This is a genomic window from Enterococcus sp. AAFC-DPL-5146, from assembly GCF_058216635.1.
Map to the genome: position 1 here is coordinate 2538317 of NZ_CM177103.1, position 26684 is coordinate 2565000.

The window sequence follows — 26684 nt, forward strand, 5'->3', positions numbered from 1 at the left end:
TTTCTAAAAAAAGTATACCTTGAATTTTATTATACCCTTTTTTTAAAGAAAATAGAAATACTTTTTAATTTTCTGTTCCATAATATATAAATAAACATGTAATTTATTTCTCCCTTATTTTTTTATGATACGCTTCTCCTTTTATTCTACTTAAGGAATACTAGGTCTCAAGACTGATGACTTTCTTTACCTTAGGCTGATTTTTTTATTAAGTACTTGTTATTACTTCCAAAAAAAATTATAGTTGATAAGAAGCAACTGAGTTACAAAGTGAAATGGGGGAAAAAAATGAACAAGGAACACTTTTTAATCGAATTGAAAATTTACTTAAAACCTCTGACTAATCAACAACAAATGTTTATCTTAAACAAGTACGAAACAATTTTTGATGAACGTTTGGCTAATGGCGAAACAGAAGAACAGATTGCAAAAAATTTAGGTAAACCAAGGAGTATCGCTGAAGAAATCTTACAAGAATTTGATATAACTGTGCCTGAAAAAAAACTTGAACGTAATGGTTGGCAAGAAATTCAGCCAAACATAAATAATAGCTATTATCATGAAGAAGCACCTGAACATCCATATGATGATACTTATCAATCGTATGAACGACCTCATCGTAGTGGTTTCGCTAGATTTTGCCAGGTTATGGGGATACTCTCACTTAACTTCCTTTTAGTATTTTGGTTTATTTTTGCTTTTGTTATGGTCTTTTTTTCTTGTTGGTTAATTGCTATTGTTTTTTTATTCTCACCAATTTTGGGAGGAATCTCAGTCATTGCTGGTGTTAATGATGCAACAATGTTCCAGCTTTTCTTTAGTATTTTCCTTGCTGGCGCTGGAGTTATAGGAATATTAATTTTAACGCCCTTAACTAAATTGTTTGGAAATGTGCTAAGACGTTATCTGCAATGGAATATTCAAGTTTTAAGAGGAGAGATTTAGTATGAAAAAAACAACTGCTTTTTTTCTAAGTATCGGTGTCGCAACTATGATTATCGGCGGCATAGGCAGTGCTGTTTATTTTAAACGGGCAGAACATTCTATGACTGACACAAAAAAACAAAGTTACGAGTTAAAAAATAAAGAAAGCATCAAGGAGATTCATTTAACACTTTCAGGAAATGCCGATTTTTATATCTATACTGAGCATTCAACTAAAGTTGAAATGACTACCCGAAGCTCTGTGCCCATTTCCTTGAGCAGTTCTTTAGATGTGAAAGAGCAAAAAGATCAGTTACTGATTTCCACAAATAGCGATAAAAAAAAGGCGGATTTTGAAGGATTTGAATTCGAGCTTTTTAATAGAGGATCAGCTGTGACATTATCGATCCCTGAAAGTACTGAACGCTTGATTATAGATGGCAACGCTAAAGGTATGATTAACCTTTCAAAGGTGACTACAAAAGATGTATCTATTAAGCTGAATGATGCAGATATGGCTATTAACAACATCAACACTGAAAAATTAGCACTTGAAACCAGTAACGGAGATCAGAACGTCTATGCAGATGTACGTACAGATAAAGCAACTTTCACTTCAAAAAGCGGAGATATTCAAATCAGTGAATTCACCTCACCTGATTGGATTGCCACTAGTAAGTCAGGCGATATTTCGCTAAATACAGTGAATGGAGTCTCAAAAATAAACAGCACAAATGGAGATATCCAAGCAACTAATCTTAAAGGAGAGGTTGCAGTAACAACGACTAACGGAGAATTTTCACTATTTGGAACAGCAATTCCTAAAAAGTTAACAGTTGAATCTCAGCAAGGTGACATCACATTACATACTGAAGAGATTTTGTATGATATTATGATTAAGACTAAAACTAACTTAGGTGATAGTACTATTTTTGGGAAAGAGAGCACTTCTTACAAACGGGGAAAAGGATCGAAAATAGTTGACTTACAAACCAAATCTGGTGATATCTCTGTCGAGGGTCCTTCAAATTTTGAAGACGAAGAGAATGAATAATTTTCGGTTAACTTAATTCAAAAGCCTATACAAAACTTTTAATGTTTTGTATAGGCTTCTTTTTTGAAATGCCTCAGATGTGTTCTTATTTATTTGATGTTATAATTAAGTTTATTGGAATCTGAAAGGAACGATTATGAAAAATAAATTATACTATCAATTTGCAGGAAGTTGTTTTTTAGTTGTCTTTATGTTTTTAGGCTACGTAGTTCGTTTTTACCCTGAATGGATAAATGGTTTCGATCAATCCATCACGACCCTTGTAAGGGCACCATATCCTTCTGCAAATCAATTTTTTATTTGGTATACAAAGCTTGCTGATCCTTTAACCATTGGTATCCTAACTTTAGCGATTGCGTTTATACTGTTTAGAGGAAAATATTATGCGGAAATGCTCTGGCTTTTTATTAACACAGCGTTAATTGCAGGTTTAGCTAACCCTGCAATTAAATTATTATTTATGCGCCCACGTCCAACTTTAAATCATTTAGTAACTGAACATAGTTACAGTTTTCCTAGCGGACATTCTACTGGAAGTACGCTATTATACGGAACGATTATTTTATTACTGCCACAATTTATTAAACAAAAAAAACTTTGCCTGTCCCTACAGATTTTACTAGGCCTAGGTATTTTTCTAATTGGAATTAGCCGTATTTACGTAGGTGTTCATTTTCCTAGTGATGTACTAGGCGGTTTTTGTTTTGGTTTAGCTTGGCTATTGATGACATATCCGATCTATTTAGAAAAACGATTTGTTTGGCGCTTTAAAAATAAACAAAAATAGAAAGAAGAAGAAGAATGGCTGAATTTATCTATACAGAAGATCCAAATAAACGATACAACACATGGAATTATGCCTTACGCCAGCAGTTTGGCGGAAAAATTTTTAAAGTTCCTTTAGATGGTGGATTTGATTGTCCAAACCGTGATGGAACTGTTGCTAAAGGCGGCTGTACATTTTGCAGTGTTTCAGGATCTGGTGACATGATTATTGCTCCAAAAGATCCATTACCCATTCAATTTCAAAAAGAAATTCAAATGATGCATAAAAAATGGCCGAATGTGGATCAATATATCGTTTATTTTCAAAATTTTACAAATACTCATGCACCAGTTGATGTGATTCGCCACCGTTTTGAACAGGTTCTAAATGAAAAAGGCGTTGTGGGCATTTCAATCGGCACTCGTCCTGATTGTCTTCCAGATGATGTTGTTGAGTACCTGGCTGAACTGAACCAACGTTATTATTTATGGGTGGAATTAGGCTTGCAGACGACTTATGAAAATACTAGTAATACGATCAACAGAGCACATAATTACCAAACCTATTTGGATGGTGTGGCAAGATTACGGAAACACAATATCCGGGTTTGTACTCACCTAATCAATGGTTTACCAGGGGAAAATCTAGAAATGATGCGTGAAAATGTCCGTCGAACGATTGTTGATTCAGATATTCAAGGAATCAAACTACATCTACTGCATTTAATGACTAATACACGTATGTTAAGAGATTATCACGAAGGACGCCTACAATTAATGACCAGAGAAAACTACGTTAATGTAATCTGTGATCAATTGGAAATGATTCCGCCTGAAATCGTGGTTCATCGTTTAACTGGTGATGCACCTTCTGATACTTTAGTTGGTCCTATGTGGAGTTTGAAAAAATGGGAAGTCTTAAATGCCATTGATGATGAAATGAAACGCCGTGAAAGTACCCAAGGTATTTATAATGTACGAAACACAAAGGAGGTTCTGACCTAATGCTACAAACAGCACTCCGTTTTAGTCACACACTGCTAAAAGAAGTGATAAAAGAAGGAGATACCGTCGTTGATGCTACAATGGGAAATGGCAACGATACGGCTTTTCTAGCAGAACTAGTAGGTTCAACTGGTTTCGTGTATGCCTTTGATGTACAAGAACAAGCATTGATGAATACGGAAAAGAAACTTACTGATTCAGGCCTAAAAGATCAAGTTGGCTTATTTCAACAAGGACATGAAACAATTGACATAATCGTCCCAAAAGAAACATCATTAACTGCTGCTATTTTTAATTTAGGTTACTTACCTAAAAGTGATAAGCAGATTATTACAAAACCTGACACAACAAAAAAAGCCTTAGATGCTTTACTTCCTAGATTAAGCAATAAAGGACGTATTGTTATAGTGGTTTATTACGGTCATGTTGGTGGTGAAGCAGAATTAGCTCTTGTACAAGAGTATTGTCAACAATTACTTCAAGAAGAGTATAGTGTTCTTACCTATCAATTTATCAATCAGAAGAATAACCCGCCTATTTTATTTTGTATTGAGAAAAAATAACTTAATTCAACATATTCATTTTCATCAAAAAAACTGATTCTCATAAATATGAGAATCAGTTTTTTTGTATGTTCGTTTATTCAAATACAAATTGATTGTGATAAAGTTCAGCATAAAAACCATCTTGTTTCAATAATTCATGATGATTTCCTTCTTCAATCACTTCGCCATTTCTTAAAACAACGATTCGGTCCGCATTCAAAATGGTTTTCAATCGATGAGCAATCACAAAACTCGTTCTGCCTTTGATTGCTTCGTCCATCGCTTTTTGAATTTTTGCCTCTGTTACCGTATCTACATTACTTGTTGCCTCATCTAATATCAACAAAGATGGATTTGTAATGATGGTCCGGGCAATGCTAATCAATTGCTTTTGACCTGTACTAAAAATGTTATTTTCTTCAGTTATTTCTGTATCATAACCTTTTTCTTGTTCCATAATAAACTCATGAATATTCGCTTGTTCGGCTGCTGCAATGATTTCTTCTTCAGACGCTTCTGGCTTACCAAATGCAATATTCTCTCGAATCGTTCCAGAGAATAAAACTGAATCTTGCAAAACGATTCCTACATGCGTTCGTAAGCTACTTAATTCGATCTCACGAATATCGATTCCATCAAATGCAACTGAACCGCTATTTACATCATAAAAACGATTCAATAAGTTCATAATGGTCGTTTTACCTGAACCTGTTGGACCAACTAATGCTACCATCTCACCTTTTTTAACATCAATTGAGACATCTTTTAATATAGGAACTTCTGGATCATAGCCAAAGTCAACGTGATTCAATGTAACTGATTCTTTGATACCGTTGATTTCTTTTCCATCTTTTGGATTGATCTCATCGGGTTCGTCAAACATTTCATTCAAACGGCGAGCTCCTGTGATTGCTAATTGAATCATGCTGTAACCAGAAGAAATCTGCATCAATGGTTGATAATATTGTTGTGAATATTGAACGAATGTCACCACTAAACCTAACGCAACCGTTTTTTCTAAATCACCGTTTAATGCTAACCAACCACCAAAGAAGATTACGATTGCTGTATTTACAAGAGACATCCCTTGCATCATTGGAAATAGTAAACCTGAGTAAACTTGTCCTTTGAATGTTGCTTTACGTACTGTTTCATTGTGTTCTAAAAATCCATCAATGGTTTCTTCTTGCAGACCATTTGTGATAATCACTCGTTGTCCGCTGATTTTTTCATCCATATAACCATTTAATTTTCCAACTTCATCCTGTTGAATATCAACATATTTACGCGCTTTACTGATAACCACTACCGCAATCAAAATTGCCACAGGTGTTGATGCAATCGTTGCCCATGCCAATTCAACATTTTGACGGAACATCATAATCAAAATCCCCACAAATAAAGCAATATTTGTCATCACTTGTAATAAGGCTTGGTTCAAACTATTTTGGATATTATCTAAATCACTTGTAAAACGACTTAAAATTTCTCCATCTTGATGAGAGTCAAAGAAACGAATCGTTAATTTTTCTAATTTATTAAATAAACCAATACGCATACGATTCGTTGATTTTCCAACAACTTGCGTAAATAGTATGCTATAAATAAAGTTTGCTGCACTTGTCAGTACATAAAAAATCAATAGCTTCCAGATAATATCAATAAACTTACTCTTATCATCGTTCCCTTGCATCAAAGCTCCCACATAATTTGCCAATTCTTGAATCGCTTCACCAACAAATTGAGGTGCTTTTACTTGTAAATAAGTTGCAATGACAATCGTCACAAAGATAAATAAGAAGGAAAGTTTATAACGTTTTAAATAATGAAAAAAGAATTTACTTGCTCTTATTAAATCAGTCATTATTTTCATCCTTTCCTTTTTGTGTTTCGTAAATTTCTTGATAGATTGGATTTGTTTTTGCTAACTCTTCATGAGTACCTTCTCCTACTAACTGACCTTTATCCAAAACTAAAATACGGTCTGCATGAAGAACAGAAGAAATCTTCTGAGCAATGACGATTGTTGTGGTTTCTTTCAAATCCTTATCCAACGCTTCTCTAACTAATCGTTCTGAACGAGCATCCAAAGCACTTGTACTGTCATCTAAGATCAAAACCTTAGGATCTCCAATAACGCCTCGTGAAATAGATAGACGTTGTTTTTGTCCACCAGAAAAATTGTTACTCCGTTCAGCTACTGGTGCTTCATATTGTAGTGATAGTTTTTCAATAAATTCTTTTGCTTGTGCAATTTCAGTTGCACGAGACATATCTGCTTCACTAGCATCTCTTTTTCCTTGACGTAAATTTTGAGAAATCGTCCCTGAAAAAAGAATTGCTTTTTGCAAAACAAATGAAACTGTTTTACGTAAACTGTGCTCATTAACCTCATGTAAATCGACACCGCCGACTTTTACCGTTCCCTCTGATGGATCAAATAACCTAGGAATCAATTGAGCTAAGGTAGATTTCCCAGCACCTGTAGCACCAACTATACCAATCATTTCACCAGGTTTAATAGAAAACGAAACATCTTTCAATGTATCTGTATCCTCTCCTGGATAACGGAAACTAACATGATCAAAAACTACACTGCCATCTAAGTCTTGTTCTGGCACATCTTTATAAGTAAGCGCAGGAACTGTATCCATTACTTCTTTGATTCGTTTAATGGAAACCGCAGCACGAGAAGTCATCATCATCATCATACCGCCGATAATGATTGCCATCATGATTTGCATCAAATAACTCATAAATGAGGCAATACTACCAATTACAGTCGGATCATCTTTCACTAAATTACCTACAAGAAAGATCGATCCTACAACAGCTAAATTAGCTGCCAACATAAAAGATGGAATCATCACTGAAAATAATGTTCCTACAATCAAATTATGTTTAGTCAACTCTTCACTTACTTTTGTGAAACGGTTCAATTCATTTTTCTCTTGAACGAATGATTTCACTACGCGAATCCCTAAAAGATTTTCTTTCGCTAAACCATTCACTTTATCAATCAACTTCTGAATAATCATAAAATGTTTACCCATTTGAGAAAAAGATAATGCTGTAATAATAAAAACTGCAATGACTAATAAGACAATCACCCACCACAACTGCGGTAATGTCATCATCGCTAAAATAAAACTACCGATAAAAAGAATCGGAATTCTAAAAAGCGATTGCAGTGCAATCATGATTACATTTTGAATTTGAGTCACATCATTTGTTAAACGAACGACTAAGTTTCCAGCTGAAAATTCTTCAATATTTCCAAACGAAAATGTTTGAATTTTTCTAAAAGTCGCTTCACGAATATCAGCACTGACACCTTGTGCGACTTTTGCAGAATAAATCGTATTAAAGACCCCTGCGATCAAACCTAATCCTGCGATTCCAATCAAATACAAACCAAGTTCTTTCATTTGGCTCTTATCCTCTTTAATTATTGCTTCAAGTACTTTTTGTAATAGTTTTGGCTGCCATAAAGCTGACATAACCATTATAATAACAGTAATCAATGCTATAGTAACTTCCAGTTTGTACTTTTTGACATGTTCCATAATAATACTCATTTAATCCCAACTTTCTTTTTAGAACTAGCCCAGTTTGATTCGTTGTGCAACATTCAACGGATATTTAGTGTTATCATCAGATAACAAGTTGATGAGTGAGGCATATACGCCTTCATTGACTTCATCAATTTAACACTGTAAAATTAGGCTGCATAACAATTTACCATTTTTAGAAACGAAATTCAAGAAGTTAGCCTATATTTTTTATAAAAGGATGAGAAAATTTGGAAGATAAGTTATCAAAGAAAAAAATCGTTCAGGCAGCATTTGAGTTATTAAAAGCAACACCTGAACTGGAGAAACTTTCCATGCGTAAAGTCGCTAAAAAATTAGACGTTCAAGCTCCTGCTATCTATTGGCATGTTGAAAATAAACAAGCTTTGTTACAAAGTATGGCTGAAGAAATAGAAAATCACTTCATCCCTCCAAAAGAACAAGATACTTGGAAGGAAACTATATATGCTTACATGGAAAACTATTATGAACTGTATTTGCAATATCCTTGCGCTATTGAAATCGAAATTCACACAGTACCAGCCTATCCTTCACGATTACGAAATCTTGATAAAATGCTTGGGATTCTACATAATGCTGGTTTTTCGATTGAGCTAAGTTATATGACGATCACATCTTTGCAGCATCTCTTATTTGGTATGTTGATGGATTCAACAGAGGAGAAAAAACTATATAATAAAGTGATTGATGGTGATGATTACTTAAAGCAGCAAGTGATATTAATGAAGCAATATGTTCAAGAACATGAATTAGATAATATCAACAACAGCATTCAATATCGACATAAAGAACGGCAAAAAGACTTCTTTATGAAAACCTTGCGGATATTTTTGAACGGTTTGGATTCTTTTATTTGATTCTTCTCTCTATATATACGAAAAAAACTTAGACAATTTTTTTATTTTTGTCTAAGTTTTTTATTTTTACCTTTCTAGCGGCAACCACTCAAGTACTCGTTGAATCCAAGTATCCCAGAATACCCAGTCATGGCTACCTGGGCCTGTCTCAAATATGTGTGCTATATTATGCGTTGTCAGTAGACCATCCATTTTCTTATTAGCATGCAAAAGTAAATCTTCCTCACCGCAACAAAGAAAAATATTTGGTGCTTTTTTCTGATTTTTGACTAATTGTTCAAGTAAGAAGACTGGGTCATTGATTGAACCTTGAACATTTTCTAATGGACCAAAAATACCTTCCCAATAGCTTCTGCTTCGAATCGACAACAAGTCATCCACTCTTCCAGCAAGATCCACAGCTCCAGATAAAGAAGCTACTGCTCCATAGTTTTCTGGTTTAGCTAACCCAAGTTTCAATGCACCATACCCTCCCATAGAAAGGCCTACAGCAAAAGTCTTTTCCCGTTTAACGGTTAGCTGAGGAAATAATTCATGACAAATATCAGGCAATTCTTCAGCAACAAATGTCCAGTACTTCATATCATAAGCAGTGTCAGTATACCATCCCAGATCTGTAGACGGCATAATAACAGCCAGACCCAAATCTGAAACATAACGTTCAATGGATGTTCGACGTTCCCAAACACTATGATTTCCACCCATTCCATGAAGTAAATACATAACTGGAACATCTGTCATGTTACCTTTTGTTGCTGTACCGATTGTTTTCTCTGTTCTTTGAGGTAAAATGATATTTAATGATACTTCCAATTCTAGTACGTTCGAATAAATATTAGCTTGTAAAAAAGCCATATACCAACCCTCATTTCTTTTTTCTATTATTGTAGCATTAAATCTATTTTTTTGACTACATATAGAAAAAAATACCCGTTCTTCAGTGAAGAACGGGAGGAGGAGTTAAAAATGAAAAAGTGTGTTTAGTTTTTGCTGTAAGTTGTTTTCTCTTGGTATGTTTATATAATACAAGCAAAATATGAATGTTTTATGTTAAAACAGCGCTCACTTTGGTCATTTTTTGTAAAGAAATTCTATCCCCACTAATTGCTGACTTTCTTTTTAACCATTGCATTTAAAATAATAGCTACTATAATCAAGCCAATTCCAACTATATAAACATTATGAAGTCCTGCATATAGCATTCCTCGTAAAGGTTTCAATAAGTCAGCTGAAATGGTATTAGCTGTATGAGGATTCACTAATTGATTCATCACATCTGAATCGACTTTTAATGAACTTTTCGCTAATTCTGATGTCGTAACAGCATTGATGATAACACCGAAAATTGAGACCATCAGAGTTTGTCCGATTGTTCTAGCAAGTGTATTAAATGAAGTCGCAACACCCATTTCAGATGGATCAACACTGCTTTGAGCATTAACCGTTGTTGTTGTAATTGTAATACCAAAACCAATCCCTAGGACAGAAGAAATCGCAAAGAACCACACAAATGAAATTGAAGCTGGCACTAATACAAGAAAAATGCCACCAAGTAAAGTGATACTCAAACCAATTGTTAATACTTTTTTCGTTGAATGCTTCTCCATCAAGCTACTGGCAACAAAAGAGCCCGCCATCCACAGAACAGACATTGGTGCGAGCACAAGCCCGCCAATACCAGCACTTTTACCTAGTACACCTTGCATCCACATTGGAATATAGACTTCCACACCCATTAAAAATCCACTGATTAAAGCCGCCACTATATTAACAATCACAAAAGTAGAATTTTTGAAAAGCATCAAATCAATAACAGGATCTTTTGCTCTTTTTTCCACAAAAATAAATCCGATAAAAAATAAAACAGATGCGCCCAAACAAAGGAATACTTTTAAATCAAAACCAACATCACCAATTAATTGAAATCCTAATAACAATGTCAGTAAAACAAGCATCAGCTGAACACTACCTAAAATATCCATTGGCACTTTTGTTTTCTCTCTTTTTGGTTCAACTAAAAAGTAAGCAATCAAGCCCATTAATACAAGACCGATCGGTACGTTAATGAAGAAAATCCAATGCCAACCAACGGTATCTACAATAAATCCTCCTGCAAGCGGGCCAAAAATACTAGCAATTCCCCATGCAGCACTGTTTAATCCTAACATTTTTGCACGTTTATCAATTGAATAAATATCTGCAAGAATCGTTAGAGCCACTGGCATAATCGCACCAGCACCAATCCCTTGAATTGCGCGAGCAATAATTAATGTAATCATATTTTGCGCCAATCCACAAAGGGAAGAACCAATAATAAAAATAATTATTCCAATCATAAAAATCGGTTTACGTCCGATTTTATCTGCTAATTTCCCATAAATTGGTGTTAGCATTGCATTTGTAAGTAGGTAAATCGAAAAGACCCAGTTCATAATTTCCATACCGTGTAGTGATCCTACAATTGTCGGCATAGCTGTCGAAACGATTGTCCCTTCAATTGCAGTCATAAACGTTGCAACAAAAACACTAATTGTTACAAGTTTAACGTTTGTTTTTCTTTCCATATATCTCCATCCTTTTAAATAGTTTGCAGTTTTTAGTTAAAATAACATAACTTACACTTATTTTACATGTTCTGTTGGGTTTAGTAATTGTTTTTGCTTTGGCTCGTTTTGGTAATGCTCATCACCTGCTCTAATCTAGGCAAGATCCGTTCAACATTTCTTTCGTCTTTGATTGTCACTTGTTTTTCTCTGAAGGTGTTTGTTAATTCATTAGTAAGGAAACTTGCTCTCCTTTTGGTCGCCACGTCGCCACATCTACACTGCGCTAAAGTCGCAGTGATTCGCAGCAAAACGGCGCCACTAATTTCCATTAGTAGCGCCGCCTCTTTTACTCCATCAAACTTTTCTTGATTGCGTCAACTTTATCTGTCTGCTCCCAAGGTAATTCAATGTCTGTACGACCAAAATGACCGTATGCTGCCGTCTGTTTGTAAATTGGACGACGTAGGTCAAGCATTTCAATAATACCTGCTGGACGCAGGTCAAAATTTTCTCTAACGGCTTCAATCAACTTACTTTCAGGTACTTCACTTGTCCCGAATGTATTGATGGAAATAGATACAGGTTGTGCTACGCCAATTGCGTATGCTAATTGGACTTCAACTTTTTCAGCTAATCCAGCTGCAACGATATTTTTTGCAATATATCGTGCTGCATAACTAGCAGAACGATCAACTTTAGTCGCATCTTTCCCAGAAAAAGCACCACCACCATGACGAGCGTAACCGCCATAGGTATCAACGATAATCTTCCGCCCAGTTAAACCAGCATCTCCTTGTGGTCCGCCAATAACAAAACGACCTGTTGGATTAATAAAGTATTTTGTTTCTTCATCTAATAATTCGGCTGGTATCACTTCTTCAATAACAAGTGCTTTCACGTCTTTTTGAATTTGCTCCAGCGTAATTTCTTCATCATGTTGTGTACTGATTACAACTGTGTCTACTCGTTGCGGTTTACCATGTTCATCATATTCCACAGTCACCTGTGATTTCGCATCTGGACGTAAGTATGGAAGTTTCTCCTCTTTACGTAATTCTGCTAAACGACGAACGAGTTTATGACTCAAAGAGATTGGTAGAGGCATAAGTTCAGGGGTTTCGTTAACTGCAAAACCAAACATTAACCCTTGATCTCCAGCACCAATATCATCTTTGGTATCTTTTTCACCACGTGTTTCCAGTGCATCATCAACGCCTTGGGCAATATCTGGTGATTGCTCATCAATTGCAACAAGAACTGCGACTGTATCGCCATCAAATCCATATTTTGCTCGAGTATAACCAATATCTTTAAGTGTTTGTCGAACGATTTTTTGGATATCTACATATGCTGTAGTAGAAATCTCTCCAAAAACTAAAACCAAACCTGTTGTAACGCTTGTCTCACATGCCACACGTGCTAGCGGATCTTGTTCTAAAATCGCATCTAGAATTGCGTCACTCACTTGATCGGCAACTTTATCCGGATGTCCTCCTGAAACAGACTCTGATGTAAATAAATGTCTCTCTGTCATAATGTATTCCCCCTAGTTATATTCGGTTACAAGGCATCTTTGTGAAGAAAGGTTACTCCCTCTCTAACAAATCCTTTCGGGAACTTGCAACGCTTACTAGTATAACAGATTATTTAAAAAAAGACTTGCTATTTGTAAAAAAAGACTAAGCTCTTCCACTTTCCTTATTTAATTAGTATCTATTGTACTCATTTTCACTTCAGTAATTAGTTTTTATCCACACTTTTAATAAGCTCATCAGCACTGCCAGCACTAATCTTAAATTAGCACCCATTTATACGGTTAATTTATATCCTTTTGAACGAACTGTTTTAATAAATTTTGGTCGTGCCGCATCTTCTTCAATTTTCTGTCTTAAATGAAAGATTAAATTTGATACACGGTACTGTTTATTGCTTCCTTTATTTTCCCAGACATGTTCATAGATATCTTCGTAGGGAACTGCAATGCCCTGTTGTGTTTGTAAATATTCCATAGTTTTGAATTCTAATTTTGTTAAGCTAATCTCTTCTCCATTCAACACAACACTAAAGTTACTTGGACGTAATTGAAAATTTGATTTATCAACTGTTTTTTGTATCGACACATCTGTATCCATATGCATTCTATTATATCTAGTAAGTGCATTTGTCATTACAAGTTTACAGATCTCTGGATCAGAATCCTGGTCGATAATTCCATCTGCGCCCAGCTGTAAATAAACTATATGATTCATCCTATTAGGCTGTTCTGAAATTATCCATATAAATGTATCCTGTTTTTTCTTTAATAAAATCAATAGTTCGCAAACTACTCCAATATTCTGTATATGATGTTCCTTGATGATAATACCGTCATACATTCCCATTGTGGCAACTTCATTTCTAGTAATTGGATGTACTTTTAACTGATCACTATTTAGTGAATCTATATATTTTTGTTCGTCTATTTCATCTAGTAAAACAAATGCTATATTGTACATGTAGTAATCTCCTTTATAATTTTATTCTTAGCTCATCAATTTTAACTTTTTTTCACAATTTAGAACCAACTCCATTTAAATTTAATTTCATTTTATTTATATAATATATACATATACACATATTTAAAACAAGTTTAATCTATTTTATTTATTAAGTCTATAAAAAACCAATCTTTTATTAATAATATATTGATAAATATGAACAAAAAAATACGAATCATGTGATTTATTATTTTTAATTCTATCTTATCTGTTTTATTGATAGAATCTTGATTTATAAAACTTTATAAACAACACATTCTTATGTTCTGAGACTTGAAAAATAGTGAGATTAGAATAATCTATACCACTGATAATTATCTTTACATTATTAGTTGTATAATTGAGGAACAACCGTTAACTTTTTTAAGTCTCTTAACAAAAGGATGGGATATAGTAAAATAAAAAAACACCAAGATGAGTATAATCACCATCTTGATGTTTTTATAAATAATAACTATTACAAATTTTAAAAAAACTTTTATATAATATATTTTTTTGTACTCACTTTATCTCAGCTAAATAATTTCATTTTTTTTAACAAAAAAAACTATGAAACGCTTTATAACCATCCTATTAATTGAATACACTATTGTTTTTACTAAATAAAATAAGCCTCACATTTTATGCACACTATGAGCACTTTGAATACCACCACATGCTTCTTTACACGCTTGATTAATTAATCTGAATGAGCTTTCGGTACTATTTAACCCACGTTTGTATTTGACTTCATCAGTTACTTCACAATTGTCATTTAAAGCTTCCAACCAAAAATAGATTCCTTCTTTGTAGGTATCTAAACCTTCCAACAAGATTTTTGTCGCTTCTTTTTCACCATAAAATACTAAGTTTTTTCTAAAGTTAGCTTCTTCTATAAAGAACCGATTAACATTGGTCCGACAAAATGAATAAGTGTCCTTTCCTCTTCTGTTAATGGCTTGACTACAGCTGTTCTCTTGTACTTCCTTAGAAATGGCATTAAAAATCTCATTGTAGACTTCAACTCGTTGCATTACCGACAAAATCATATCTGTATAACTAAACATAATGCTCTCTCCTCCCATAACTAAGCAGCTAAAACCGCTGACTTATGCCTATTATAGTATCTCTCAATCTTTTATATCAAGTAATATGCTATTAAAATTAAATTTTTTTGTCATTTTTTTCTTTCCAATGTCTATTTTTTTTCGACTTTTAAATATAAAAAGAGCCCACCCGCTAGTGTTCACAAGGGGTTGGACTGTTTTTTTTTATTTATTCACATTTAAATAAAGTTATTTTCCGACAAAAATATTAATAATCATAAAAAGACCTGATTTCTAAAAAACCTTAGAGCACTAACATTAAATAGTATACATTATTATCCTCAGAATATTAAATAAAACAGTCCCTTTTGAAAAAATATTTTTTCTATTTTCTTTTTAAATGTAATATTGGGTATGGCCTTCTTGCATCATCAACTTCACTTCGATCAAATGTTTCAAATCCCATCGCTTCGTAAAACAACTTCGCAGAATGATTTTGTTCATTAACATCAATAAATTTAATCTCGTTTTCTTCAAATAAATTCATCAATACTTGTCTACCATAGCCTTTACCAATATATTGAGGATCTAAAAAAAGCATCTCTAGCTTATTTCCATCTACTCCAGAAAAACCAATTACTTTTTCCTTCTCTGTCCAGACCTTTACATCTAAATGAGGAAAATAAGTTGGTAATTCAGTTTTTATGGTTTCAAAATCTTCTCCATCTAAGAATTCATGTGTCTGCTTAACTGCTCTTGCCCAAATATCAATCAGTATGATGTATTCACTTTGTTTTGCTTGATGATAATTCATTTTATTCTCCTGAACATTTTGTAATTTTAAATCCATTTGATTATACCATTGCATGGCCTTTACTTTAGATTGCTGAATCCCTTCATTTCTTATCATTCAGTTCGTTGATTTGTTCTTGCAATTCTCCTAGTAATTCAATTTGCATATTTTGCATTTGAACCAAATGTTGCCACTGACTATCAATCAAATAATCCATTTTTTCGTGTAGCAAATTAACTTCTATTTCTGATTTCAAATTGATTTGATAATCATTATTTGCTTCTTCTCGGTCTCTTGCTTCTTGTCGATTTTGACTCATCATAATAATGGGTGCTTGAATTGCAGCTAAACAGGATAATGCTAGATTAAGCAGAATATACGGATATGGATCAAACGGCTTAAAAAAAATCACAGTAGAATTGATAATGATCCAGACAGCTAATATAAAAATAAATATAAATATAAAAGGCCAGCTACCCCCAAACTTAGCAATTCCATCTGCTGTTTTTTGTCCTGTGGTCAATTTTTTGACAGCCGGAGGATTTAACTTATCGGTGATTGTTTGGTTGCCTTTAATACTTTCAACGATTGTTTCATTTAATTGTTCCATTTTCCCGGAATCAGATGAAATCATCTGTTTAATATAATCTAAACGATAGTTTAGCAATGCTTGAAAGGTAATTTTTGACTCTTCTGTTAGATCTGGACGCATCTTAAGAATAAATAAACGAATTTCTTCTTCTATATTTTTCAGAATCACTTCACTGCTATGTTTTGAGTTCGTTTGATCTAATTTTTCATAACGATTCTTTTTAGCCATTTTTTTCGACTCCTTTATTTCTATTTATATCTATCATACTATGTTCTAGCCATTTGTCACATTGATTTGACTAAAAAAGCTTAAAACAAGACTAAAAAGTCAGTCTTGCCTTAAACTTTTAATCAATAGAAAAAACTAAAAAAAGTATCCACTAGATCATAGAAACTAGACTTTCTTGTTCACTCCTACTATTCAGTTTCTTTATATACATTTTTTAACGTCAGTGGTGCCGCAAAAGTATGATAGCTTAATCCTTGGATTTGCGGATTTTGTAACACAGACTGCTGATTCTGACTGATAATAATCATCCCAGCCGTGTTTTCAATCCCTTCTTTTTCAGCAGCAATCAACGTCTGCCAACGCTTGTTTAAATCTGTAGCATATTTTTGTGAAGCCTCATCTAACAACGCATCATACTTAGTATTTGAGTAATTGCGATCATTGCCTGTCCGTAGCATATTTAGCGTAGAGATTGGGTCTTGATAGTCCGGTGTCCAGTAAATCAAGAACATATCATAATCACTTTCCCGACTAAGATTCAATGCGGTTTCCGTTGGTAGAGCAGTCATTTTTATTGTTAAACCAGAAAATAATTTTTCCAGACTCCCTTGTAGACTTTCTCCCATTTTTTTATATGAACCATCATCTGTGACCATCAAATCAAGAGTAATTTTATCTCCCAACTCTTTTTTCGCTAGTTCCCAATGCTTCAAGGCTTCCTCTTTATTATAAGTCATTAAATCACCGGCATCTTTTCTGAAATCTTCACCCGTTTCTGGATTACTTACAAAACCTTCTGTAACTGCTCCATACAAGGGTTTTGAGCCATCGGCAATAATATTATTCACTAGATTTTCTTTATCGATTCCAAGGGCTAAGGCTTTTCTTAAATTTTCATTTTTTAAAGGTGTATCTTTGCCTTTACGTTTTTGGTTTAGACGAATGTAGTTCATCGTAGCAGTAGGATACGAGTGATACTCTGGATTGTTTTGATTTTGTTTGGCTAATTCTCCAGTGATTGTCGCAACATCCAATTGTCCATCTTCAAAAAGATTCAGAGCGGTTGATGCTTCTTTTACTACTTCATAGTGAATCTGATCTGATTTTACATTGGATTGATCCCAATAGTTTTCGTTTTTCTTTAAATCCCAGCTTAAATCTGTTTGTTTCCAGTTTTCTACGGTAAACGGACCATTATAAACAACATTTTCACTTGTTGTTCCATAATCTGTACCCATTTTTTCAACAAATTTTTGATTTTGCGGGAAAAAAGTTGGAAAAGCTAAAACAGAGGTGAAATACGGTTTCGCTTCTTTTAACTTCACTTCTAATGTCTGATCATCAAGAGCTTTTACGCCCAATTCATCCACTGTTTTTTTGCCATTAGAGATGTCTTCTGCATTTAAAATGGTATCTGCTACTAAGAAACTATAAACGAATCCGTTTTTAGGATCAATCATTTTTTTCCAAGCATATTCAAAATCTGAGGCTGTTACAGGATCGTCATTACTCCATTTAGCATCTTCTCTTAATTTGATGGTATACGTTTTACCATCTTCTGATATTTCTGGCATTTCTTTGGCTGCCGCCGGAATCAATTGGTCTTTGTCATCTAATGCGTATAAACCTTCAAAAGCTGCAGTCTGTACGATTGCATCTGGAAAGTCCAGCATGACTGATGTATCCAGTGTTGTTAATTCAGAAGGTGACATTAAGTTCAATGGTTTTGTCTCTTGTGTCTCTTTTGCTTGTTTACTACCAGAACATCCCGAAATGATAATTAGCATCAGTGCCAGCCCGATGATTGATTTGATTGTTGTTTTCATACATTTCCCCCAATTTCGTTTTACTTACGCTCAACCAGCATCCACACAACAACTGCTGCTTCTTTTCCATCATTATAATTGATATGACCTTCTCCAGCTTCGATAAGTTGTGCATCTCCAGGTTTACCTACAAGATCCTGCCCATCTTCTAAGATTGTGTGTGCTTCACCTGAAACAACATAAGAATATTCATCTTGATCATGTCGGGCAAATCCTTCTAACGGTCGTTTTTCTCCTGGTTGTAAAATAACTACCCCCATTTGAACTTTTTCATTCGGCTGGTTTTCAGCATCGAAAAAAATTGTCATTTCTTGAGGTAGAGATGGTTTAATAATCATTATTTATCGCAACTCCTTTTATTTTTTTATAAGTGATTTTATTTATTATTGCCTTAACCATTTGATAAGTCAATAACATTTTTGAAAATTCTGACTTTTAGTTCATATTAAAAATAAAAAAATAGAAATGATTCATAAATACCAATCATCTCTATTTTTTATTAACTCCAATATCCCTTATGGACAGCAGCTGCTGCTTGTTCAACTTCTGGAAAAGGTCCAATCACTTGAATATCTTTTTGCCCGTGATCCAAAATTTCTTTTGATGGTAAATCGAAAGTTGGGTTTTGTTCGTTGTCACCAGTTAATTGCAACAGTCGTTTCTCTGTCATTGCATAAACAATTGTTCCAATATTTCCCCAATAAATCGTTCCTGTACACATAGCACATGGTTCTGCCGTCGTATACAATAAGCAATCCCATAAAAATTCTTTGCTATATTTTTGAGAAGCCCTTGCTGCTAAAGTTGTCTCCGCATGACCTGTACAGATATTTTCTGTGATTTCGATATTTTCTTGTTCTAAAAGAATGTTGCCATCTTTGTCTGACAGTAATGCACCAAAAGGCGTATTTCCATGTTCACGAGCATTTTGAGAAATTTCGATGCAACGGGTCAACAATTTAATATGCTTGTCTTTCTTCATAAAAACTCCTTCTCTATTCATACGTTTTACTCTAAAATAAAACGATGATTTAGCGTTTCTTTTGTTCCTTTGTCAATACCGATTGCCTGTTTTAAATACGTGTCAACATTACCATAATGTTTTTCAACGGTTTGATAGAAGTTATCTAGATAACTCTTGTCAACATTCAAGGCAACATGCAACGCTTCTAAATTCGCCTCTTCCAAATCAGCTTTTTTCGCTTGTTCTAAAATCATCGCATTTTCTTTTTTTCTTAAGTCATTTGTTAATAAATAATCATTATAAATGGCTTCTTTGGGTACACCCAATGTTTCTAGAATCAATACTGCTGCAATTCCTGTTCTGTCCTTACCTGCAAAACAGTGGAATAGAATGCTCTCTTGTTTTTGCAGAGCTAAGATTTCTTCAAAAAATTGATTGTAACCTTTTTGTGCTGTTGTATTTAAAGCAATATCTTCATAAAGTTTTTTCATGTAAGACGCTGATTTTTCTGGTGAACCAATTTTAACAAAGTCTCCGATCGATGCTCCTTCATCTTGAATATCCTCTAAGATATCAATATGAATGTACTCTGTTTTAGGAACCGTCATATCTGGTCTTTCTTCTACCTCAGCTTCACTTCTTAAATCAATTATTTTCCCTAAGCGATAGGTTGTTTCCAAACGTTTCTCATCTTCTTTTGTTAAACTAGATAACTCGCCAGATCTTAAGAAAACATCCTTCTTGATTTGTTTGCCTTCTTTATTTTTGATACCGCCAATGTCTCGAAAATTTGTAATAGTCACCATAATAGTTTATCCCTTTTCCTTCTTTTTGTTCTTATTATACACAAAAAATGCTTAAAAATGTTTCTTTCATCTACTTTCTTTAGAATAAAGTTTTGAGACAGAAGTATGCAAGCCTTCTGTCTCAAATTTTTACTTTTTCAATTATTTTTGACCTGCTTCAACATAGCTTAAATCATTGACTTTATCCAGTGTATATTTTCCCTCTTTATATTTAACCGTACAAACGCTAGCATTTTTTAAACCGCCTTCTGGAATTTTATAATCATCGAATAATGTTGCTAGCAAAGCGGAAATGCTTAAACCATGAGAGGCAATCAACACGTTACCGCTACCTTCATTCTTCATTTCTTTTTTAACAATATCATCTAGTCCTGCTTTAAGCCGGGTAGTGATCGTCTTGTAGTCTTCTGCAGGCCAGTTGACCTTAGCTTCTTCTACATTTTTAGCATCTAATTTGGCTACACTATTCGCAAATGATTCTGGCGTCATATTCTTCAAGAATTCTTCCAAAGTAACTCCTTGATCATCAGCAATGTCTTGCCACATAGTATGATTTAAGTCGCCTTCATACGTCCCAAAATTAAATTCTCTTAGACGTTCGTCTGTAATGACTTTTAAATCAGATGATTTTTTATTTTCTTTTACGATTAAGTTTGCAGTTTGAATAGCTCTGCCACTGTCACTGCTGTATGCGTTTTGAAATTCAATATCTTTTAAGCCTACACCTGCGGCCGTTACAACTTCTTCACCAGCTTTCGTTAAAACCGCATCTGACCAACCTTGAACACGGTCAGTTGTGTTTAACATCGTTTTACCATGGCGAACAATGTAGAATGTTAATTCTTCTGGTGTTTTTTTAGCACCTGATGCTGTTTCTTTCTCTTTAGTTCCATTAGTACATCCCGCAACTACTAACAAGCCTAGTATTAAAACCCCTAACAGTTTTACCACTTTTTTCATTTAATTTCATCCCCCTCTTATGCGTTAGTCAAATCTTCCCCATTTGTAGCAATGACTTTTTTATACCAGTTAAATGATTTTTTCTTCGAACGTTTCAACGTACCGTTTCCTTCGTTATCCCGATCGACATAGATGAAACCATATCGTTTTTTCATTTCTCCCGTTCCAGCTGAAACTAAATCGATACAGCCCCATGTGGTGTAACCTAATAAATCTACTCCATCCAGTTCTACCGCATCTTTCATCGCTTGAATGTGGGCTGCTAAATAATCAATACGATAATCATCGATTACATTCCCATTTTCGTCTGGTGTATCCACTGCTCCTAAGCCATTTTCTACGATAAATAATGGTTTTTGGTAACGGTCATACAAATCATTCATTGTTGTTCGTAAGCCTAATGGATCAATCTGCCAACCCCATTCACTGGCTTGTAAATAAGGATTCTTCACAGAGGCAAAGATATTACCGGCAGTTTGTTCGTTAACGGCTGGATCTGTAGATTGCACTCTTGAAGAGTAGTAAGAAAATGAAATAAAGTCTACTGTATGTTCTTTTAATAGCTCTAAATCCCCATCTTCAATCGGTAATTCAATTCCTTCACGTTCTAATTTTTTCAACGCATAAGCTGGGTACTCCCCACGAGATTGTACATCAATAAAGAAAAAGTTTTCCCGATCCGCTTGGCGAGCTGCCCAAACGTCTTCTGGTTTGCATGTATAAGCATAGTTTGTCCCTGCCGCTAACATACAACCCACTTGGTTTTCTGGATCCACTTCATGCGCAATTTTTGTTGCGATGGCACTGGCTAATAATTCGTGATGTGCCGCTTGATATTTCACTTGTTCTTTGTTTTCACCTTCTTCAAAATAAAGACCAGCCCCCATAAATGGTGCATGCAAAATCATATTGATTTCATTGAAGGTCAACCAGTATTTAACTAATCCTTTATAACGATTAAAGATCACATGACACAAGTTTTCATAAAAACCAACTAATTCACGACTGCGCCATGCGCCATATTTTTCAACAAGATGCATCGGACAATCAAAGTGTGTAATCGTTACAAGAGGCTCGATACCGTGTTTGCGGCATTCTTTGAACAAATCTTCATAGAACTTCAACCCTTCTTCATTTGGCTCAGTTTCGTCTCCTAGAGGGAAAATACGACTCCAGGCAATCGACAAACGATAGGTTTTAAAACCCATTTCACCAAATAAAGCAATATCTTCTTTATAACGGTGATACATATCAATCGCATTTTGAGCTGGATAGAAATGTTCCTCATCAAATACAAACATTTTTTTCTCTCCAGTGATTACTGGAAAACGATCGGATCCAACTGGTGCTAAATCCACATTGGCTAAGCCTCGTCCGCCTTCATTATAGCCGCCTTCACATTGATTGGCAGCCGTTGCTCCGCCCCATAAAAAGTCTTTTCTAAATGACATATCAAAATTCCTTCCTCTCATAGAGTCTGCAATAATATAAATCAAGTTTCACAGCAAACTCTATCCCCATCTCTTATTTTTAAGTCAAACCAGTAATTAATGTATCATTTGATGTTACTTCCTGATCTTGAGTTTCTACTATATCTAGATAATCTCCAGTATTTGTAACGATAACTGGCGTTTCTACACTATAACCAGCTTCTTTTATTGCATCGATATCAAAAGTAACTAGAACTTGCCCTTTTTTCACTTTATCCCCTTGCACTACTTTCCCTTCAAAGCCTTTCCCTTCCAACTGAACTGTGTCCATACCAATATGAATCAATAATTCCATCCCTTGATCAGAAATCAAACCAATGGCATGCAAAGTTGGAAATAAGGTCATTACCGTTCCATCAAATGGTGCTCTTACAACACCTTCTGTCGGTTCTATCAAAACTCCTTTGCCTAATGCACCTTGAGCGAATGCTTGATCACTTGCTTTGCTTAAAGGTAAAACTTTTCCTTTAACAGGACTCAAAACTGCTTCTCTTATAGCTTTTTGTGCCTTATCATTAGTAGCTGTTTCTACAACGGTATCATCTTTCCAAAAGAAGAATGTTAATACAAAACCGGTAGCCATCGCAATCAGAATTGCTACAAAAGAATGCACAACTCCGCTTGCATTATCACCATTGATAAAGTTTAAAACACCGAATATTCCTAAACCACCCATTGTATAAGAAGTGACCTGGTTGATCATCAAGTATAAACCACCAATTGCACCACCAACCATTGAAAAAATGAAAGGTGTTTTTTTAGGTAATGTAATTCCATAAATTGCCGGTTCAGTGACACCAAAGATACCTGAAATAATTGCTGGCGGGCATAATGCTTTGATTTTTTTGTCTTTCAATTTGAAGAACATCGCCATAACCACAGCAGTTTGAGCGAAACTAGCTGCAAAGGAACCAACTAATACTTGGCTGAATCCTTCTTGCGTAATCTGCATGATTGCAAGTGGTACAACGCTCCAGTGTAAACCGAAAATAACTAACACTTGCCAGAAAAATCCAAGAATTACTCCATACAATGCAGGTGAGAAGCCCATCAAAGATTGGAATCCTGCGCTTAATAGATCCGTTAACATGCTGATAATCGGACCAATGACTAAGAACCCAACCGGTAATGAAATCAATAATACGAAAAATGGCACTAAGAATGTTTGGACAACTTCAGGAATAATTTTTTTGAAAAGCTTTTGAACTTTAGCTGCAAATGCAACAATGAATATAATTGGAACAACGCTACTTGTATATCCAGCACCTACCCATGGAATACCCAAAAATGTGTCATAAGCAGGTAAGCCTAACAAACTATACGGTGCTGCAGTTCCTGCACCTGCTGTTTTTTCAAATGCCGCTTGTAGTGCACTTCCTTGAACCGCTGGATAGCAAAGAGCTGCTCCAATAACGATTCCAACCATGGGGTTTAGGTTAAACTTTCTAGCAGCAGTATAACCAAGAATCACAGGCATAAAGTAAAAGATTGCGTCACCAATACCATTAAGCATTGTATAAGTTCCAGAAGTAGCTGAATATAATTTCAAGAAAACTAGCAAAGCGTTTAAGCCTTTTACCATCCCAGCAGCAGCTAAAGCACCAAGAAAGGGTTGGAAACATCCACTTAAAATGTCAATCAAACGATTAAAAATATTCCCCCCTGATGACTCTTGCTCTGTATCTCCAGAAAGTCCAGCGATTCCAACAACTTCTTCATACACTGCAGGCACATGATTCCCGATGACTACTTGATATTGTCCACCGCTCTTCATCACAGTAACAACACCATCCATATTTTTCAGTACATCGTCATTTGCTTTTGACTCATCTTTCAGCTTAAATCGTAAACGAGTAATACAGTGCGTCAAACTATTAATATTTTCTTTTCCACCTACATTATTAACAATTTTCTGTGCTAAATCATGATATTTCCCCATTTTTTTGTTCCTCCAAAGTTTAGTTTTTTTAAATACAATACATTTGAAGGTTTAGCCAACTTAATGTCACTACCCAAAAGGTTTTCACTGTTATATATTAACGCCCCACCTTTCCTTATTTTCTTGTAAAAATTTATTTTAAGATTTAAAATCTTACTAACCATTTGTCTGTATAACTCTTGCAATATGAATCATTAAATACATCTTTTCTTCCTTTGAAATAGTATAATAATAATTTTTAGTTAAAAAATCAGCAATTTTTTTTACACAATTATATGCATTAGGGTATTTTTTTTTAATCACTTCATATAATTCTCCATCTTCTTCATCACGAAATTCTCTGTTATTCAATAGACGATATGCAAAGAATTTTAAATGAGTGCTAAAACGATAAAAATAAGCAGAATCTTCATTAAAAGTGATTTTAAAATGGTATTTCACAATATTCGTAATTTCTTGCATAATTTTTGTTAATTCATAAACACTACCCGCTTCTTCATCCATCTCCGCATTAATTAAATGCAAAGCAATAAATCCTGCTTCATCTTCGGGTAACACAACCCCAAATGTCTCTTCCACCATTTCTAATGCTTTATTTCCAATAAGATATTCATCTGAAAAAAAACGTTTGATATCCCATAATAAAAAGTTCTTGACTTCAACTCCTAATTTTATTCGCTCTAAAGCTGTATGAAGATGATCTGTTAAGGAAATAAAAATGGTGTCATTTAAGTTTCTGCCAAGTTTAGTTTTTGCATATTTGATAATCTCATCAGATAATTGCATTACCTCTAAAGGCAGCTCTTCTAATAACTCTTGAAATTTTAAAGAAGTATCTTGATTTGCTAAATAAAATACTTGATCAACTTGCTTCTCAGGAATAAAATCTCCTACTTTTCTTTTAAATGCTATACCACGTCCCATCACAATTTGTTCTTTTTCATTCATATCCAACGTAATCACAACATTATTATTCAAAATTTTTTGAATAATCATTTTTTCGCTCCCTTCTTCACACCATACTCCTTTAATTTGTAAAAAAGAAAAAACCCAACCTTTCCAAAAAAGAAGATACTCATCTACTTTGGAAAAATTAGGTTTAGCTTGTAATTAAACAATCACTATCCAATATTCATTTGTTGTTTACAAACATAGAATACCTTATTACACACAGAATGTCAACGCTTTCAAGATAACAAAAAAATAAAACATTTGGCAATAAGCTAAATGTTTTGCAAACATGACCCGTACGGGAATCGAACCCGTGATACCGCCGTGAAAGGGCGGTGTCTTAACCGCTTGACCAACGGGCCTTTTATAAAAATTATGGGCCTAAATGGACTCGAACCATCGACCTCACGCTTATCAGGCGTGCGCTCTAACCAGCTGAGCTATAGGCCCTTAAAGAAAAAAAGCGGGTGACGAGAATCGAACTCGCGACAACAGCTTGGAAGGCTGTGGTTTTACCACTAAACTACACCCGCATGTTTCTTCTTTCAAATGGCGCAAGACAGAATCGAACTGCCGACACACGGAGCTTCAATCCGTTGCTCTACCAACTGAGCTACTGCGCCAAAAATTATTTAAAACGGTCTGGACGGGACTCGAACCCGCGACCTCCTGCGTGACAGGCAGGCATTCTAACCAGCTGAACTACCAAACCATCGTTATTGTGTTGCGTCACTAATAACTTTTTTTGCTTCTTTAAAAGCAATTGCGGGGGCAGGATTTGAACCTACGACCTTCGGGTTATGAGCCCGACGAGCTACCTGACTGCTCCACCCCGCGATAATAGTATCACTTCTCATAGAAGTTTTAAGGGTTGTTACTGTTGGCGATTCCTAGTAAAGCTACTTTGCTCACTATGTTCGCCAAGCATTGTTCAACATCTACTCTGACAACATCAAACGCAGTGTTTCACAACAAAGGAGGATAAGGGATTCGAACCCTTGCACGGTTTTACCCGCCTGACGGTTTTCAAGACCGTTCCCTTCAGCCGGACTTGGGTAATCCTCCGAAATAAATAATTATAAAAAAATGACCCGTACGGGAATCGAACCCGTGATACCGCCGTGAAAGGGCGGTGTCTTAACCGCTTGACCAACGGGCCGCTATGAAACGGAGAAGGAGGGATTTGAACCCTCGCGCCGGTTTCCCGACCTACACCCTTAGCAGGGGCGCCTCTTCAGCCACTTGAGTACTTCCCCAAGAAAAAATAATAGATAAATGGGCCTA

At 34.9% G+C, this 26684-nt stretch carries 24 protein-coding genes, 10 tRNA genes and 1 riboswitch (1 of these 35 cut by a window edge); of the genes, 6 read left to right on the top strand and 28 right to left on the bottom strand.

Going from position 1 to position 26684, the window contains the following annotated elements:
- Window positions 1-288 precede the first annotated feature (288 nt).
- From AC4BB2_RS11605 to mnmM, 5 genes are all read left to right on the top strand, one after another.
- On the top strand, window positions 289-945 hold the full coding sequence (locus AC4BB2_RS11605; RefSeq protein WP_490473084.1) for a DUF1700 domain-containing protein: 657 nt from the start codon (window positions 289-291) through the stop codon (window positions 943-945).
- Between the two features lies 1 nt (window position 946).
- Window positions 947-1978, top strand: a complete 1032-nt coding sequence (locus tag AC4BB2_RS11610; protein ID WP_490473085.1) for a DUF4097 family beta strand repeat-containing protein — start codon at window positions 947-949, stop codon at window positions 1976-1978.
- Window positions 1979-2114: 136 nt separating this feature from the next.
- A complete protein-coding gene (locus AC4BB2_RS11615) occupies window positions 2115-2765 on the top strand; it encodes a phosphatase PAP2 family protein (protein ID WP_490473086.1) in 651 nt (216 codons plus the stop codon).
- 14 nt (window positions 2766-2779) lie between these two features.
- Window positions 2780-3748 carry a tRNA modification radical SAM protein MnmL/YtqA gene (mnmL, locus tag AC4BB2_RS11620; RefSeq protein ID WP_490473087.1) on the top strand — a complete coding sequence of 323 codons (969 nt, stop codon included), beginning with the start codon at window positions 2780-2782 and terminating at the stop codon, window positions 3746-3748.
- Window positions 3748-4311 (top strand): tRNA 5-(aminomethyl)-2-thiouridylate-methyltransferase MnmM, encoded by a 564-nt coding sequence (gene mnmM / locus AC4BB2_RS11625; RefSeq protein ID WP_490473088.1) that lies wholly within the window; start codon window positions 3748-3750, stop codon window positions 4309-4311. Before mnmL ends, mnmM begins: the two co-directional genes overlap by 1 nt.
- Before the next feature lie 76 nt (window positions 4312-4387).
- On the opposite strand, the gene AC4BB2_RS11630 is transcribed toward mnmM, so the two are convergent.
- Together AC4BB2_RS11630 and AC4BB2_RS11635 are read right to left on the bottom strand one after the other, a co-directional pair.
- Window positions 4388-6157: an ABC transporter ATP-binding protein gene (locus tag AC4BB2_RS11630; protein WP_490473089.1), complete on the bottom strand. Its 1770-nt coding sequence runs from the start codon at window positions 6155-6157 to the stop codon at window positions 4388-4390.
- Window positions 6150-7871, bottom strand: coding sequence for an ABC transporter ATP-binding protein (locus tag AC4BB2_RS11635; protein ID WP_490473090.1), 1722 nt, complete (start codon window positions 7869-7871; stop codon window positions 6150-6152). The genes AC4BB2_RS11630 and AC4BB2_RS11635 overlap by 8 nt, the downstream gene beginning before the upstream one ends.
- Before the next feature lie 224 nt (window positions 7872-8095).
- On the opposite strand from AC4BB2_RS11635, the gene AC4BB2_RS11640 reads away from it, so the two are divergent.
- Window positions 8096-8743 carry a TetR/AcrR family transcriptional regulator C-terminal domain-containing protein gene (locus tag AC4BB2_RS11640; protein WP_490473091.1) on the top strand — a complete coding sequence of 216 codons (648 nt, stop codon included), beginning with the start codon at window positions 8096-8098 and terminating at the stop codon, window positions 8741-8743.
- A 66-nt stretch (window positions 8744-8809) separates the two neighbouring features.
- Here AC4BB2_RS11640 and AC4BB2_RS11645 read toward each other — a convergent pair whose 3' ends face one another.
- The 26 genes from AC4BB2_RS11645 to AC4BB2_RS11770 form a co-directional block, all read right to left on the bottom strand.
- Window positions 8810-9598, bottom strand: a complete 789-nt coding sequence (locus AC4BB2_RS11645) for an alpha/beta hydrolase (RefSeq protein ID WP_490473092.1) — start codon at window positions 9596-9598, stop codon at window positions 8810-8812.
- Between the two features lie 245 nt (window positions 9599-9843).
- Window positions 9844-11307, bottom strand: coding sequence for an MDR family MFS transporter (locus tag AC4BB2_RS11650; RefSeq protein WP_490473093.1), 1464 nt, complete (start codon window positions 11305-11307; stop codon window positions 9844-9846).
- A gap of 80 nt (window positions 11308-11387) precedes the next feature.
- Window positions 11388-11552: a hypothetical protein gene (locus tag AC4BB2_RS11655; RefSeq protein WP_490473094.1), complete on the bottom strand. Its 165-nt coding sequence runs from the start codon at window positions 11550-11552 to the stop codon at window positions 11388-11390.
- Between the two features lie 83 nt (window positions 11553-11635).
- Entirely contained in the window at window positions 11636-12823 is a 1188-nt protein-coding gene (metK, locus tag AC4BB2_RS11660; protein WP_490473095.1) for a methionine adenosyltransferase, read from the bottom strand.
- A riboswitch (SMK box riboswitch) is annotated at window positions 12821-12918 on the bottom strand. (Overlaps the previous gene by 3 nt.)
- Before the next feature lie 179 nt (window positions 12919-13097).
- Window positions 13098-13784, bottom strand: a complete 687-nt coding sequence (locus AC4BB2_RS11665; protein WP_490473096.1) for a winged helix-turn-helix domain-containing protein — start codon at window positions 13782-13784, stop codon at window positions 13098-13100.
- 656 nt (window positions 13785-14440) lie between these two features.
- On the bottom strand, window positions 14441-14872 hold the full coding sequence (locus AC4BB2_RS11670; protein WP_490473097.1) for a hypothetical protein: 432 nt from the start codon (window positions 14870-14872) through the stop codon (window positions 14441-14443).
- 364 nt (window positions 14873-15236) lie between these two features.
- Entirely contained in the window at window positions 15237-15665 is a 429-nt protein-coding gene (locus AC4BB2_RS11675) for a GNAT family N-acetyltransferase (protein WP_490473098.1), read from the bottom strand.
- 82 nt (window positions 15666-15747) lie between these two features.
- Window positions 15748-16464 (bottom strand): DUF1003 domain-containing protein, encoded by a 717-nt coding sequence (locus tag AC4BB2_RS11680; RefSeq protein ID WP_490473099.1) that lies wholly within the window; start codon window positions 16462-16464, stop codon window positions 15748-15750.
- Window positions 16465-16652: 188 nt separating this feature from the next.
- Window positions 16653-18290, bottom strand: a complete 1638-nt coding sequence (locus AC4BB2_RS11685) for a peptide ABC transporter substrate-binding protein (RefSeq protein WP_490473100.1) — start codon at window positions 18288-18290, stop codon at window positions 16653-16655.
- Window positions 18291-18310: 20 nt separating this feature from the next.
- Window positions 18311-18628, bottom strand: a complete 318-nt coding sequence (locus AC4BB2_RS11690) for a cupin domain-containing protein (RefSeq protein WP_490473101.1) — start codon at window positions 18626-18628, stop codon at window positions 18311-18313.
- Between the two features lie 161 nt (window positions 18629-18789).
- Window positions 18790-19272: a nucleoside deaminase gene (locus AC4BB2_RS11695; protein ID WP_490473102.1), complete on the bottom strand. Its 483-nt coding sequence runs from the start codon at window positions 19270-19272 to the stop codon at window positions 18790-18792.
- Window positions 19273-19298: 26 nt separating this feature from the next.
- A complete protein-coding gene (locus AC4BB2_RS11700; RefSeq protein WP_490473103.1) occupies window positions 19299-20060 on the bottom strand; it encodes a tyrosine-protein phosphatase in 762 nt (253 codons plus the stop codon).
- A 141-nt stretch (window positions 20061-20201) separates the two neighbouring features.
- Window positions 20202-21020, bottom strand: a complete 819-nt coding sequence (locus AC4BB2_RS11705) for a histidine phosphatase family protein (protein WP_490473104.1) — start codon at window positions 21018-21020, stop codon at window positions 20202-20204.
- A 17-nt stretch (window positions 21021-21037) separates the two neighbouring features.
- Window positions 21038-22471, bottom strand: coding sequence for a 6-phospho-beta-glucosidase (locus AC4BB2_RS11710; RefSeq protein WP_490473105.1), 1434 nt, complete (start codon window positions 22469-22471; stop codon window positions 21038-21040).
- A gap of 79 nt (window positions 22472-22550) precedes the next feature.
- A complete protein-coding gene (locus AC4BB2_RS11715) occupies window positions 22551-24449 on the bottom strand; it encodes a beta-glucoside-specific PTS transporter subunit IIABC (protein WP_490473106.1) in 1899 nt (632 codons plus the stop codon).
- 156 nt (window positions 24450-24605) lie between these two features.
- Window positions 24606-25445, bottom strand: coding sequence for a BglG family transcription antiterminator LicT (gene licT, locus AC4BB2_RS11720; RefSeq protein ID WP_490473107.1), 840 nt, complete (start codon window positions 25443-25445; stop codon window positions 24606-24608).
- Window positions 25446-25690: 245 nt separating this feature from the next.
- Window positions 25691-25762, bottom strand: a tRNA-Glu gene (locus AC4BB2_RS11725).
- A 14-nt stretch (window positions 25763-25776) separates the two neighbouring features.
- A tRNA-Ile gene (locus AC4BB2_RS11730) sits at window positions 25777-25850 on the bottom strand.
- Window positions 25851-25862: 12 nt separating this feature from the next.
- Window positions 25863-25933 (bottom strand) — tRNA-Gly (locus AC4BB2_RS11735).
- A 17-nt stretch (window positions 25934-25950) separates the two neighbouring features.
- A tRNA-Phe gene (locus tag AC4BB2_RS11740) sits at window positions 25951-26023 on the bottom strand.
- 15 nt (window positions 26024-26038) lie between these two features.
- Window positions 26039-26112 (bottom strand) — tRNA-Asp (locus AC4BB2_RS11745).
- 51 nt (window positions 26113-26163) lie between these two features.
- A tRNA-Met gene (locus AC4BB2_RS11750) sits at window positions 26164-26237 on the bottom strand.
- 138 nt (window positions 26238-26375) lie between these two features.
- Window positions 26376-26465, bottom strand: a tRNA-Ser gene (locus AC4BB2_RS11755).
- A gap of 22 nt (window positions 26466-26487) precedes the next feature.
- Window positions 26488-26559 (bottom strand) — tRNA-Glu (locus AC4BB2_RS11760).
- 9 nt (window positions 26560-26568) lie between these two features.
- Window positions 26569-26656: transfer RNA gene (locus AC4BB2_RS11765), tRNA-Ser, on the bottom strand.
- Window positions 26657-26676: 20 nt separating this feature from the next.
- Window positions 26677-26684 (bottom strand) — tRNA-Ile (locus tag AC4BB2_RS11770) (it continues 66 nt past the right edge of the window).